Raw genomic sequence first — 14,248 nt, forward strand, 5'->3', positions numbered from 1 at the left:
AAATACAATCTCTCACTAGATACATATAGCGGTTCTTATTTTAGTGAAGCGAAATTCGGCTTGCCGCAGGCTACGCAGATGAACACAGATAAATTTTTGCCTCCGCAGACTAGGAAAAGCTATGTATTTTTCGGAAATATAACCTGACGTAATTATGCAATTGATGTTTCTAAATTTGGTAATTAAGTTTACTGAAACTGTAAATGACACAGCTTAGGTATCCGCCTTATTGTATTAATTAAGCAAGGAGTTGAGACCCCAAAAACAGGGAATCAACTAAATAGCTAAAACCTAATTTAACTCAAAATCAAGAGGATTACTATCATGAACTACGAATTGTTTATTGATGTAAACGAAGAGCAACAAGCGATTGTAAGCGGTGGCGCAGAAGCTCTTAACTTATCAACCTTCTATAAACACTTCTTGCAAGTAACTGAAACTATTGGGCCAGTTGCAGCTAGTTCAGGGCCTGGCGGTAGCACCATTATAGCTGGTGGTATACAGAAAACATTTTTAGAAACTCTGGAAACAGCTTCTTCATTTTTAGGATTAGTTAGCTAATTCAAGATAACGAATAACCGAGAAGCTGGTTAAAGGTTTAATGTACAGGGAAATTTGAAGTCAACTAATGTTTGACTTCAATATCCCAATTATCAAGATTATCCAATTCAAATCAAGGAACTTTTCAACTATGTCACACGAATTATTTACCGATTTATCTGTTGAACAACAAGCAATTGTAGCAGGTGGTGTAGGAGTTTTAGATTTTAGCACTGCATATTCTAAGTTTTTTAGCCAAACTGAAGTTATCGGGCCAGTAGGTAGTACGTCTGGTCTTGGCGGTAGCAGCATAGTAGCTGGTGGAGTACAAAAAACAACCATAGAAGCTATTCAAACAGGTACTTACTTTAAAGCTTTAGTAGGCTAGTTTGCGCCACAGATAGGGATGAGGATGATCATCTCTCGAAGCGACGTTAGGAGGAGAGTAATTAGCACTCTCCTCTCTGACTCTAGATTTTTTAGAGTCAGTTTAAGGTTTTGACAAGCTTTCCCAATTCTAGTTATCAAACCTAATAACAATTATGTCTAGCGATATCCAAACACAAAAACCAGAACTATTCCTTGATATATCTGAACAACAACAGGAAATAATATCTGGAGGTCGTTCACGTTATTCAGGTTTATCTATTTACAATTTATTTTTTCAGAAAACAGATATAGAAACTTTTGCTAATAGCGCCATTACTATATCTGGTAGTAATGGTGGTATTTCTTCTGTTCAACAAACTGGCTATAAATTTTCACAAATCACCCTGGGATTGAGCTTAGGTGGTAGAAGAAGCAGGCGTATATCGAAGAAGAGCCTTGGTTTATTGGATATTTTATTTAGTCTGATTTCTTCCTTTGATTAAGCCTTAAATTTTTGAGATGTTGATAGCACCTACAATTATTAGTTTTTACTAATTCAAAAAACATACCAGCAGATTGACAACATTTGAAATGCTAGTTGTCATGATTTAGGGTAATTTACTTATGAAACACCAATTTGTGAAACAGCACAGTGAAGAAGACTGTGGGGCTGCTTGTTTGGCTGCTATTTCTAAATATTATGGACGTACTTTTACTCTCAGTCGGATTCGTGAAGCTGTTGGGACTGGACAATTTGGAACTACTTTATTAGGGCTAAAAAGAGGAGCAGAAACACTAGGCTTTAATGTGCGTCCTGTGAAAACTTCACCAGAAGTTTTAAACCGGATTAATGAAGCACCTTTGCCAGCCATTATTCATTGGAAAGGTAATCATTGGGTTGTATTATATGGCAGAAAAGGTCAAAAATGTTTAGTTGCTGATCCGGCTGTTGGTATTCGCTATCTTTCTAAACAAGAGATAGCAGAAGGTTGGGCTGATTGGTTGATGCTGTTATTAGAACCTGATCCAATTAGGTTTTTCGCGCAAGCAGATGAAAAAGTTGGCGGATTTTGGCGTTTCTTTCAGCGCGTCTGGATTTATCGCGCGATTTTAGCGCAAGCATTACCTCTGAATTTGATGTTGGGATTGCTCTCTTTAGCTTCCCCATTTTTAATGCAGATTCTGACTGATGATGTGCTAGTTAGAGGTGATACACAGTTACTTACTACTGTAGCGATCGCAGTTGTAGTGATGAATTTAATTTCCCACAGTCTTTCCTTTGTTCAGTCTAACTTAATTGCTCACTTTGCTCAACGTCTGCAATTAGGTTTAGTCTTGGAATTTGGTAGGCAAATTTTGCGTTTACCGCTTTCTTATTACGAATCACGGCGCAGTGGAGAAATTGTCAGTCGGTTACAAGATATTGACCAAATTAATCAGTTAGTTGCTCAACTAGTTGTTGGTTTACCCAGTCAATTTTTTATTGCTTTGATATCTTTCAGCTTTATGGTTTTCTATAGCTGGAAACTCACACTAGTAGCTGCATTGATTGGTATAGTAATGAGCATATCAACAGTAGTTTTTCAGCCGAATTTACAACAAAAAACTCGTGAGCTTTTAGTCCAAGAAGCAGAAACACAAGGCGTTTTAGTCGAAACTTTTAAAGGCGCACTCACCCTCAAAACTACAACTTCTGGGTTGCAATTTTGGGATGAATTACAAAGCCGCTTTGGTCGGTTAGCGAATGTTACCTATCGCACAATTCAAATTGGGATTATAAATCATACTTTTTCGGGCTTTGTTTCGGGAGTTGGGGGTGTAATTTTGTTGTGGTTTGGGGGAAATTTAGTAATTAATCCAGCCGAAAATTTGAGTATTGGGCAACTTTTTGCTTTCAACTCAATGAATGGTAATTTTTTAGGTTTAATTGCTACAATTATTAGCTTTGTAGATGAAATTACCCGCGCTAAAACTGCTACTCAACGACTCACGGAGGTAATAGACGCAACGCCAGAAAATGCAGGTGATGAAATCAAACCTTACGCCAAAATTCTTGGTGATGCTGACATTGTTTGTACAAATTTGAATTTTCATTATGCTGGGCGACTAGATTTAATTGATGATTTTTCGTTGACCATTCCTGGCAGTCAAGTTGTGGCTTTAATTGGTAAATCTGGTTGTGGGAAAAGTACATTAGCTAAACTAATTGCTGGCTTATATCCTTTGCAATCAGGTAATATTCGCATTGGGCTGTATAACTTGCAGGATTTATCTCTAGAATGTCTGCGTCAACAAGTAGTACTTGTTCCCCAAGAGCCACATTTTTGGAGTCGTTCAATTGTAGAAAATTTTCGTTTGGGCGCTCCTCATGTCACATTTGAGCAAATTGTCAGAGCTTGTCAGGTAGCAGAAGCTGACGATTTTATTAGTAAGTTACCAGATAAATATCAAACTATTTTAGGGGAATTTGGCGCAAATATTTCTGGTGGGCAACGTCAAAGATTAGCAATAGCCAGGGCGATTGTTACAGACCCGCCAATTTTGATTTTAGATGAATCAACTGGTGGACTTGACCCAGTAAGTGAAGCACAGGTTTTAGATAAATTATTTAAACATCGTCAAGGTAAAACCACAATTTTAATTACTCACCGTCCTAGAGTAGTTAATCGGGCAGATTGGATAGTTTTACTAGATCAAGGTAAGTTAAAAACACAAGGTTCGTTGGCAGAATTACGCTCTCAACCTGGAGAGCATTGGGAATTTTTAAATCCTTAATCATTCAGAATTTTACAGGTAATTATGCTTTACACATATACTAAACAAACTCTGCCATCAGTACAAAGTGATGATTTTCTTCCGCCTGTGAGTCGTTGGACATCTCTAGCCGGAATTTTTTTAGTTGGAAGTTTGGGTGCGGGGATGAGTTTAGCTTCATGGGTGAAATATAATGTGACGGTGAAAACTTCTGCATCTGTGCGTCCAACGGGAGAAATTCGCTTTGTTCAACCCAAAATTGAAGGGACTGTAAAAAGTATTTTTGTGCAAGAAAATCAAATCGTCAAACAAGGCGATGCGATCGCACGTTTAGATGACGAACAATTGCAAATCAAAAAAAGTCAATTACAAGACAACATTCAGCAAGCTAGGCTGCAAATTATCCAAATTGACGCTCAAATCAGGACTTTAGATACGCAAATTGTCGCAGAAACTACGGTAGCAGAACGCACTGTCGCTTCTGCTGAAGCCGATTTAGCCCGCAATCAAAGAGAATATCAAGAACGCCAAATTACTACCAGCAGCGAATTACTCGCAGCACAAGCCAGTTCGCAAAAGGCGGAAGCAGACTTGCATAAAGCCCAAGCTGATTTAAGTTTTGCCGAGGTGGATCGCGATCGCTATGGACAATTAGCGCAAGTTGGCGCAATTGGTAAGCGCGAATTTGAACAAAAAAAGCTGGTTGTGATTCAAACCCAAGCCATTTTAGAAGCTGAAAAAAAATCCGTAGATATTGCAAAAGCCAAAGTGCAAGTCGCCCAAGCATCTGTAAATCCTAGCAGCGCCTCAATTGCGATCGCCCAGTCCAGAATCGCCCAAGAAATTGCTAGAGGCGAGGCTAATATCGCTACTTTAAAAAAGGAAAAACAAGCGTTAATTCAACGACGTGTAGAAATGCAAAATCAACTCGGACAATCGCAAAAAGAACTTTTACAAGTTATTAGTCAATTGCAAGATACTATTTTGCGAGCTAGTAGTAATGGGGTAATTCTGAAGCTGAATTTACGCAACCCCGGTCAAGTGTTGCGGGTAAGTGAACCAATTGCGGAAATTGCACCGACTAATGCACCTTTAGTTGTGAAAGCGATGATTCCACCCCAAGAAATTAAAAATGTCGCCGTTGGTCAAAAAGTACAGATGCGAATTGATGCTTGTCCCTATCCTGATTACGGAACTCTGAAAGGTGTGGTGACAGCAATTTCTCCTGATGCAATTTCAACTAAAACGAGTAATGCAGATATTCCCTCATCAACTTCTCTCACTCCTGGAGGGAGCTATTTTGAAGCTACTATTCAACCAGAAAGAATCATTTTTGGTAATAGCGATCGCCAATGTCATATCCAAGCTGGTATGGAGGCAAAAGCTAACATTATTTCCCAAGAAGAAACTGCATTAAAATTTATGTTGCGTAAGGCTAGATTAACCACAGATTTATAAGGGGATAAATATGTGCTTTTGAAATTTCACACACAAATTATATTGGTGCTGCTATACATTATCACCTCGTTAATGTTTGTCAAAAACTTTTCTAAATTTCAACAAGCATTGCAATGGTGGTTTGCTCGACAATCGCTGAAACTTTATCTAGAAGCTAAAGAAATTCGTGATGGATTATTACAAGAATCCTTCGCAATTCGGCGCAGTTTAGATTTATTAACTCAGGATAACTTAAATTTGACAATCAATAAAACTCATGAATATCTCCAACAAGCTGATAACTTTCATCATGCTCTCATGCAATTGAGCGATCGCTTATTTCCTACCTATATTCAAGATAGCCTCCCCTTAGCAATTGAGTGCTTATTAGAACCTTGGTTAACCTCAAATTCTCATCTCCAATTCCATTTAGATATTCCAGCCTACTGGCGATTTGAGACAGTTGAACGCAGTTTAATAGTTCTGCGGTCTTTAGAAGAATTACTTATCTTAATCTTGCCCAATTGTGCAATTAATACATCTATTTTGATCAGCCTCAAACAACAAACATATTTAGCTCAACTCAGGGTACATATCACATATCCTGATCTATCCACTGTGAGGTTTTATTCTACATTAAAAGAATTAGATTATCTCTGCGAAAGCTTTGAATTTTTAACTTCTGGGAAATGTTCTTATCGTCAGCATCATCTCAGCATTACCTGTGAATTTTATTGGTAAGATTTGTGGAAACTTGCTTGCTGTTTCGCTGAATTGTTTCACTAAATGTTTTTAGATTAAGAATATGTAATATTTGCGTAAATATGCGTAATAAGTCATATAATTATAATATGAGAAACCTATTTATTGATTGTGCTTGATGTAGTTAATCGTGACTTCGGAAATTAGTGGGTTATTGATTATGAAACAAGCGTTAACAGAGAAAGCATTACTCAAAATTTTAGTAATTGATGATCATGAATCAGTTTTAGCTGGAACTGTTAATGTATTACAAAAGCGTTACCCCGATGCTGAATTTCTGATTGCGGTAAATGCTAAGAATGCACTCAATCAAATTAGTGCTGTACAACCAGATTTAATTGTGATGGATTTGTCGATTCCTGATAACTCAGGGATGACAGCCAGACCCGATATCGGAGTTCAACTGTTGCGAACTCTGATGAAAAATTATCCGCACTTAAATATTGTTGTACAGAGTGCTAATGTGAGAACTTTAGTGAGGATTAGACCTGATATTGACAGTCATAAAGGAGGTTTTACTGTTGCAGATAAAAGCCTTTCCACCCAAGAAATGCTCACGAGAGTTGATTGGGCTTTGCAAGGTTTAACACATACAAAAGATATTAAAGGTATCCATTCTGTATTAGAAGTTAAACCAGAATGGCTGAGGGTATTAGCTTTAGCATTTGAAGAAGGATTGCAAGATAAAACAATTGCCGAACGGATGTGTATCTCTGAGAGGATGGTGCGTCATTACTGGAGTAAACTACAAGATGCGTTAAATGTCTATCCTGAAGAGGGTAAGAATATCCGTATTCAAACTGAAATGCAAGCTAGAGAAGAAGGTTTAATTGATTAATACTGAACAGGATAAATTAAATCTCTAAGAGTATTTTTGTTAAAAAGTAGATAAAAATCATTGTTGATTCTTTGTTCCCTATTCTGATATCTATAAATTGATTTATAGCGGTTTCCAGTCTGCTGAGATACAAATTTACTGGGATTAATCTGTGTCTAACCATACAGGAAGTTGCTCTGTGTCTAATGTGATTAATTATTGTTATTTGTATCTTAGGTAGGTAAGCAAGACGATAAATCAACCTGCTATAGTTCAGGGCTAATCAACAGCAAAAATGCAAGCGAAGGTTTATGCAGCCTGAACATTGGAAAAAAATTAAACAGGAAATTAGTATTTGGCGTGTAGGTATATTACCAGGGATTGCAGTTATTGGATTAGTGATCATTGCTCGTCTGTCTGGTGTGATGCAATCTTTAGAGTGGCTGGCTTTTGATAGTTTGCTACGGATACGCCCTGAAGAATCGAAAGATGAACGAATTTTACTGATCGGCATTAATGAAGATGATATTAATAATGCTACAGATTTTACGTTTTCAGATCATGATTTAGCACAGTTGTTATTAAAATTGCAAACTTATCAACCAAGAGTTATTGGACTGGATATTTATCGAGATACACCAATAAATCCCGGTAATAATGAATTAGTCGCAGTTTTGCAAAATTTTAAAAATATTATTGGAATTGATAAAGTATTACCTGATGAAATTGCACCACCACCAGCATTGTCACCAGAACAAATTGGTTTTGCTGATCAAATTATGGATAGTGATGGTAAATTACGCCGTAGTTTATTAGGTACGCCTACCAATCAAGGCTATAAATTTTCGTTGTCTCTTAAGTTAGCAGCAGCATATTTAAATCATTATCAGCTTCATCTAGAAAATGGCATACGCGATCGCGCGGCGATTAGATTTGGTCACACCGAGATACCCAGAGTCTTCCCCAATTCTGGGGGATATGTGCGAACCGATGCGGGAGGAGTGCAAGTCTTACTCAATTTTCGCAGTGGTCGAGACCGCTTTCGCTTTTTATCCTTATCCGCACTGAAAAATGATCAATTTAACCCAGACTGGATACGCGATCGCATTGTAATTATCGGTATCACTTCCCCCAGTCGGAAAGATTTTATTCCCACTTCTGCAATTGAATCTTTGGAGTCTCCACCAGGGCGCGTTTATGGCGTAGAAATTCAAGCACACGTTGTTAGCCAAATTATCAGCGCCGTCCTTGACTCTCGACCGCTTTTAAATACTTGGTCAGCAGGTTGGGAATATTTATGGATTTTTAGTTGGGGATTAGTTGGAATTGCGATCGCCAGGCTGACAAAATCACCTTTACTTAGTTTATTAGTTGTGCTTGTTGCGAGTTGTAGCTTATTGATATTATGTTATTTCTTGCTGCTTTTTGGTTGGTGGGTTCCGTTAATTCCTGCATTTTTAGTTTTAAGTTTAAATTGTATGGAAATTACAGCTTTATATCAATATGAGCAAGCTTTAGGTTCGGGAATTAGAGTCAGACAAGCCATCATTGAACGCACATTTGCCAAAATTCATAATGGCCCCTTGCAAAGCCTCGCTAAAGTTTTAAAATTAGTGCGAGATAACGACTTACCAGTTAATGAATTACTCATCGAACTTGAAAAAGAGCTGGAAAAATTGAACTATGATTTACGAGGAATTTATGAATTTTTACAACGAGAACCAATAGACCAAGAAACTAGCTTGTATTTAGGAAAAAACATCGTTTTAAATTTGCGTGACCCTCTACATGAGCTGCTCTACCAAGTTTATAATTTTACCTTAGAGCGAGAGTTACCTTGTTTTAAAACTATCAAAGTTAAAATCAGAAATTTTGAACCAATAAATGAACGCTGCTTAAATCTTGATCATAAGCGTGACCTTTGTCGGTTTTTAGAAGAAGCTTTATGTAATGTCGGTAAACACGCCACAGGAGTCACCCGCTTAGAAGTAACTTGTTCAGCATCGGAAGGTTGGTACACTTTAAGTATTATCGATGATGGTTTAGGAATTAACTCTTCAATAGAAGGACGGGGAACACAACAGTTTAGAAATTTAGCACGACAATTTAAAGGAAAATTTCGCCGCATTCCACTTTCTCCGAGAGGAACTCTGTGTGAGTTATCTTGGCCTATGAATAAGTTTTATCTTTGGTATTTAAGAAAAATTCCTAAGTCATACTAAATCAATATAGGACTCATATTTGATTTGGGAAAAAAATCAGTACACTCAGATCAGGCTTCTTTCCTACTCCCGACTCCCCATTCCCTATTCCCTACCTACACAAATAAATTCAGAAATCAAATCGTATTCCTATATGAAGAAGCATATAATTAGCCTGCAAAAGCAGGCTTTGTTTGTATAGCCTCTATTTCCAGTCTGATGAGTTTATTATTTATAGAAATAGAATTATGTGTGACTAGCGAATGAATAAGTTGGTTTAATACCCTCACTAAATTCCTGATTTAGTGGTCTTCAATTAGTGGTAGGGTTGAATCCCATACTAATCGATTCTGAATTCTTCTTATTTACACATAAGTTAATTCAGAATTCTGAATTTTGTTTTGATAAATTTAATGATTTACAGGTTGCAATATATTTAGTGTGATACCATTTCACTTTAAAAATGATACGGATATGCAAGTAGCGCCTCGACTTCGCTCGGCGACCAGAAGCAGAGTTACAGAGGAAGCGATTTCTATCAGTAATTTCGTGAAATGGTATGACACCTAAATATATTGGTTAAAAATTGCTAAACAGCTATATAACCAGCCTAAATTCTAATATAATTTAAGTAGAAAAGACCTGAATTGCTTGGATTGAATATTAAATAGATTTTTGATTTTTTAGTAATTTACTGACGGAGAAAAATGATGATTAAATCTTTAGTATTTCAGACAGAAAATTACTACTTTTGGCAGAAAAAGATTTGCACAACTTGTGTTTTAAGTATCATCTTAGGGATGAATCAAATAGTACTAGCTGGATATGAACCGCCGAAAGACCAAAAACCTCCGACAGGCCATTCGGATTCATCAGGTATCAGGGTAGGATGCAAAACTAATAATACGCGATCGCCATCACTAATGATCGGTTCTGCTGTGACTCGTACACAACCATCCAATAGTGTTACCTCCTCCAGTCAGCCACGGCGAAATCAAACTCGCTAACTTCATACTTTATGAAAATATTACATCTATGCCAAACCTTACTAGAGACATTGCAATGCAACGTCTCTTTATTTTTCTTTACATTCTTTCTCATAGTCTCAGAGAGTTGCGAATGCTTGCAATACCTGGAGAAATTGCCAGCAATATCTTAAGGAATGCTGCATATCTTACCCAAAATCTGAATTTATTTGTTATCGTGATCCCAAAGGAATTATTAAGCACCAACAAGATAGACCAGACGCTAAATCAGCGCCGAAATGCCTGCTGGGTGCGAGATATGAAATTAATCACTAAAATTTAAAGCTCATTAATTCAGAGTATCTATATGGGGAGGTAACAACTATGGTTACAGCATCTCATCAAATTTTGTCTTCACTTTCTAAAGAACAATCGCTGATTCTTTGGTTTGATGAAGTAGGCATTCAAGACATACACCTAGTAGGTGGAAAAAATGCCTCTTTGGGAGAGATGATTCAACAATTAACCCCCAAAGGTGTGAATGTACCAACGGGGTTTGCAACTACAGCTTATGCTTATCGTTATTTTATTCAATCGGCAGGGTTAGAAATCCAGTTACGGCAACTTTTTGCTGATTTAAATGTTGAGGATGTGAACAATTTACGCGAACGTGGAGAAAAAGCGCGATCGCTATTATTACACACACCATTCCCCAACGATTTACGCCAAGCCATTGCCCAAGCCTACGAAAGTTTATGTGATAAATATCAAACCCAAACCGATGTTGCAGTTCGTTCTAGCGCCACGGCGGAAGACTTACCTGATGCGAGTTTTGCCGGACAGCAAGAAACTTATTTAAATATTGTTGGTGTTGATGAAGTAATTACAGCTTGTCATAAATGTTTTGCTTCTATATTTACTGACCGCGCTATTTCTTATCGTCATACAAAAGGATTTGATCATTTTAATGTAGCTTTATCAGTTGGTGTCCAAAAAATGGTGCGTTCTGATTTAGCTACATCTGGGGTGATGTTTTCAATTGATACCGAAACCGGATTTAAGGATGCAGCCTTAATTACCGCCGCCTACGGTTTAGGGGAAAACGTTGTCCAAGGTGCTGTAAATCCTGATGAATATGTAGTATTTAAACCCACATTAAAAACAGGTTTTCGGCCGATTTTGGATAAGAAATTAGGCAGTAAAGAAATCAAAATGATTTATGTGTCGGCTTCGGAAATTGATTTAGTCGCTTGTGCTGCTGACAATGCCCATACATTAACAGTTAAATCAGATGATAATTGCAAGTTAACCAAAAATGTCCCGGTTTCGGAAAGCGATCGCACCAAATTTGCCCTCAATGACGCAGAAATTTTACAATTAGGGCATTGGGCTTGCGTCATCGAAGACCATTATTCCCAAGTCCACGGTAATTACACCCCAATGGATATTGAGTGGGCAAAAGATGGCATTACCAATCAACTATTTATAGTGCAAGCGCGTCCTGAAACTGTGCAGTCGCAGAAAAAAGGCAATATCTTACGCAGCTATCGCCTAATGTTAGGGAATAGTGAATCGGGAGTAGGGAATGGGCAAAATTCCCCCCAACTCCCCACTCCCAACTCCCCACTCCCTATAGTTACCGGACGCGCCATAGGTGAAGCCATCAGCCAAGGTAAAGTGAGTGTCATTGTCGATGTTCACAACCTTGATAAATTCCAGCCAGGGGATGTGTTAGTTACCGAGAGAACCGACCCGGACTGGGAACCAATTATGAAACGCGCCAGTGCAATTATTACCAATGCTGGTGGTCGTACCTGCCATGCAGCGATTATTGCACGAGAATTAGGTGTGCCGGCGATCGTTGGTTGCGGGAATGCGACACAAGTCTTGCAAAATGGTCAAGCAGTCACCGTTTCCTGTGCTGAAGGGGAAGACGGTAAAGTTTATCCTGGCTTGTTACCCTTTGAAGTCAAAGAAGTCCCCTTAGAAAACTTACCCCGCACTCGTACACAAATTTTAATGAATGTTGGTAATCCCCAGGAGGCTTTTAGCTTATCTGCAATTCCCAACGACGGCGTAGGTTTAGCGCGGACAGAATTTATTATTGCTAATCAAATTCAAATTCATCCAATGGCGTTAATTCATTACGACCAATTGCAAGATGAAAAAGTCAAACTCCAAATAGCAGAAATCACCGCACTTTATCATCATAAACCACAGTATTTTGTGGATAAATTAGCCCAAGGTATAGCCAGAATTGCCGCCGCATTTTATCCCAAACCTGTGATTGTGCGAATGTCAGATTTTAAGAGTAATGAATACGCCAATTTATTAGGTGGTAAACAATTTGAACCGAATGAAGAAAACCCGATGTTGGGTTGGCGTGGTGCCGCACGTTATTATGATGAAGGTTATAAAGCTGCTTTTGCTTTAGAATGTCAAGCTATCAAACGAGTCCGGGATGAAATGGGTTTAACAAATGTCATCCCGATGATTCCATTTTGCCGCACTCCCGAAGAAGGCAGGTTAGTATTAGCAGAGATGGCAAAAAATGGCTTGCAACAAGGTGTGAATAACTTGCAAGTTTATGTGATGTGCGAGTTACCAAGTAATGTAATTTTGGCAGAAGAATTTGCTGATGTTTTTGATGGTTTCTCCATAGGTTCCAATGATTTGACACAGCTAACCTTGGGTTTAGACAGAGATTCAGCTTTAGTCGCCAGATTATTTGATGAACGCAGTCCCGCCGTCAAGCAAATGGTGAAAATGGCTATTGAAGCCGCTAAAAAACGCCACCGGAAAATCGGTATATGCGGACAAGCACCCAGCGATTATCCAGAATTTGCTCAGTTTTTAGTTGAACAAGGAATTGATTCGATTAGTCTAAATCCTGATTCGGTATTAAAAACAATGCTGGAAATTGCTAAAGTAGAAAATCCTGAGTCTTAAGTAAAGTAATAAAGTTGAGGACTTGACTTACACACACTCTATGATTTCTTGGCGTTCTACCCTGCGGGAAGCCGCTTGTGCGTCTAATGCGACTTGGCGGTTCGACAAACTAAGCTTTTTGGGAATTTGGCGTAAGTCATAAGTATAAAGAAACGAACCACAAAGGACGCAAAGGACACGAAGTTATAAGAGTTTGAGAGAGTTCTTGCATAAGTCTTAAAGTAGAGACGTTGCATTGCAACGTCTCTGTTATAAATTGATGAAATCATAATGAAAAACTTTTGAGGAAGTGATATTTACTTTGCTGCGATGGGTTTACTAAAAATAGAAGTCTTCTTGGTGGCTCTATGAATAAAGATGAAAAATCAGTGCAGAAAGATGCCCTGATTATGTTGATACTTTTGATAGTCGCAGGCTTCGGAGCTTGCAGTATTTTTAAAGGCAGCAATTCTGAATCTAGCAGTGAATCAAGAAGTGATTGTTTTGATAGAGTCAGTCAAGAGATGGCTAGACGTGAAGGTAACAAGGTTGTAAATCAAGCTGACATTTCTCGATACCAAAGCGAATTACTCAGTCGCTGTAGATGACATCTTGAAAAATTTTTAGGATTACCTTGCCTCTGTCCTCCTAAGAGAGATCATCTTGCCACAACTTGACATTGCAATACAACATATTTCCTGTTTTTAGAGTTATAGCTTAAGCCAGGTATGCCAGTTAGAGACCGCTACTATGAAAATTTTCATCCAAAACGGGAGGTAATCGTCCGATGGGTACGTTGGAACAATACAGACAGCTAATTTGCCGTATTCTGAGTGAACATACAAAAATTCCTTACTCTTACGGTAATATTCAACACGAAACTATCTTTGATAAAGAACAAGACCGATATTTAGTGATGATTTTAGGTCGAGAACCAGTACCAGAACTCTCGCCAACTGCAACTCGCCGGGTTCACGGCTGTCTGATTCACGTTGATATTATTGATGGTAAGATTTGGATTCAGCGTGACGGTACGGAAGACGGAATTGCTAAAGAACTCGTCAATGCTGGCGTACCGAAAAATCAGATTGTGTTGGGATTTTGGTCTGAGGAACTGCGACAAGATTCAGAATTTGCGATCGCTTAATATTAGGTTAATCAAAACCCTTCTCCAAATCTCTCCTCTGCAAGGCTACCTTGTACACACAATTTGAAAATAGGCAGTATGAAACGCATCCCGCCTAGAACTAAAGTTCCAGGCTGATAGCCAAAGTCCACTCAAGTGGACTGGAATGAGTTTCTTGTTGAGTCATCTTCAGATGACTTGCGCTATGAGACGCGGAATTCATTCCGAGGCGGGACAGATGCACCACACGAATATTTGTGTGTACACCATAGCCCCTGCGTTGCGCGGGTTTCCTTTGAAAGCTTCATTTCACCTTTCAAAACTATTAATCTTGAAGTCCCTCTCCGCG

General features: G+C 38.4%; 13 protein-coding genes. 12 read left to right on the forward strand and 1 reads right to left on the reverse strand.

Annotated elements, in window-relative coordinates:
- The first annotated feature begins 324 nt into the window (after positions 1-324).
- The 8 genes from H6G77_RS14755 (at position 325) to H6G77_RS14790 (ending at position 8,901) form a co-directional block, all read left to right on the forward strand.
- Positions 325-561 (forward strand): CTB family bacteriocin, encoded by a 237-nt coding sequence (locus H6G77_RS14755; protein WP_190589749.1) that lies wholly within the window; start codon positions 325-327, stop codon positions 559-561.
- 130 nt (positions 562-691) lie between these two features.
- Entirely contained in the window at positions 692-928 is a 237-nt protein-coding gene (locus tag H6G77_RS14760) for a CTB family bacteriocin (RefSeq protein WP_190589748.1), read from the forward strand.
- Positions 929-1,082: 154 nt separating this feature from the next.
- Positions 1,083-1,412, forward strand: a complete 330-nt coding sequence (locus tag H6G77_RS14765) for a hypothetical protein (RefSeq protein WP_190589747.1) — start codon at positions 1,083-1,085, stop codon at positions 1,410-1,412.
- 121 nt (positions 1,413-1,533) lie between these two features.
- Complete coding sequence (locus H6G77_RS14770; RefSeq protein ID WP_190871932.1) at positions 1,534-3,684, forward strand: peptidase domain-containing ABC transporter; 2,151 nt, start codon at positions 1,534-1,536, stop codon at positions 3,682-3,684.
- Between the two features lie 24 nt (positions 3,685-3,708).
- Positions 3,709-5,121, forward strand: coding sequence for an HlyD family secretion protein (locus H6G77_RS14775; protein WP_190871933.1), 1,413 nt, complete (start codon positions 3,709-3,711; stop codon positions 5,119-5,121).
- Positions 5,122-5,166: 45 nt separating this feature from the next.
- On the forward strand, positions 5,167-5,841 hold the full coding sequence (locus tag H6G77_RS14780) for a hypothetical protein (RefSeq protein WP_396020675.1): 675 nt from the start codon (positions 5,167-5,169) through the stop codon (positions 5,839-5,841).
- A 181-nt stretch (positions 5,842-6,022) separates the two neighbouring features.
- Positions 6,023-6,700, forward strand: a complete 678-nt coding sequence (locus H6G77_RS14785) for a response regulator transcription factor (protein ID WP_190589744.1) — start codon at positions 6,023-6,025, stop codon at positions 6,698-6,700.
- A 290-nt stretch (positions 6,701-6,990) separates the two neighbouring features.
- A complete protein-coding gene (locus tag H6G77_RS14790; RefSeq protein WP_190871934.1) occupies positions 6,991-8,901 on the forward strand; it encodes a CHASE2 domain-containing protein in 1,911 nt (636 codons plus the stop codon).
- A gap of 784 nt (positions 8,902-9,685) precedes the next feature.
- On the opposite strand, the gene H6G77_RS14795 is transcribed toward H6G77_RS14790, so the two are convergent.
- Positions 9,686-9,841: a hypothetical protein gene (locus H6G77_RS14795; protein ID WP_190589742.1), complete on the reverse strand. Its 156-nt coding sequence runs from the start codon at positions 9,839-9,841 to the stop codon at positions 9,686-9,688.
- A gap of 2 nt (positions 9,842-9,843) precedes the next feature.
- On the opposite strand from H6G77_RS14795, the gene H6G77_RS14800 reads away from it, so the two are divergent.
- The 4 genes from H6G77_RS14800 (at position 9,844) to H6G77_RS14815 (ending at position 13,920) form a co-directional block, all read left to right on the forward strand.
- Positions 9,844-10,188, forward strand: a complete 345-nt coding sequence (locus tag H6G77_RS14800) for a hypothetical protein (protein ID WP_190669810.1) — start codon at positions 9,844-9,846, stop codon at positions 10,186-10,188.
- A gap of 41 nt (positions 10,189-10,229) precedes the next feature.
- The gene (gene ppsA, locus H6G77_RS14805; protein ID WP_190871935.1) at positions 10,230-12,794 is read left to right on the forward strand and encodes a phosphoenolpyruvate synthase; all 2,565 of its coding nucleotides are present in this window, start codon (positions 10,230-10,232) and stop codon (positions 12,792-12,794) included.
- 347 nt (positions 12,795-13,141) lie between these two features.
- A complete protein-coding gene (locus tag H6G77_RS14810) occupies positions 13,142-13,381 on the forward strand; it encodes a hypothetical protein (protein WP_190669806.1) in 240 nt (79 codons plus the stop codon).
- Positions 13,382-13,560: 179 nt separating this feature from the next.
- Positions 13,561-13,920 (forward strand): XisI protein, encoded by a 360-nt coding sequence (locus H6G77_RS14815; protein ID WP_190669804.1) that lies wholly within the window; start codon positions 13,561-13,563, stop codon positions 13,918-13,920.
- Positions 13,921-14,248: the final 328 nt, after the last annotated feature.

Source organism: Aulosira sp. FACHB-615, assembly GCF_014698045.1.
In the GTDB taxonomy this organism is placed as follows: domain Bacteria; phylum Cyanobacteriota; class Cyanobacteriia; order Cyanobacteriales; family Nostocaceae; genus Nostoc_B.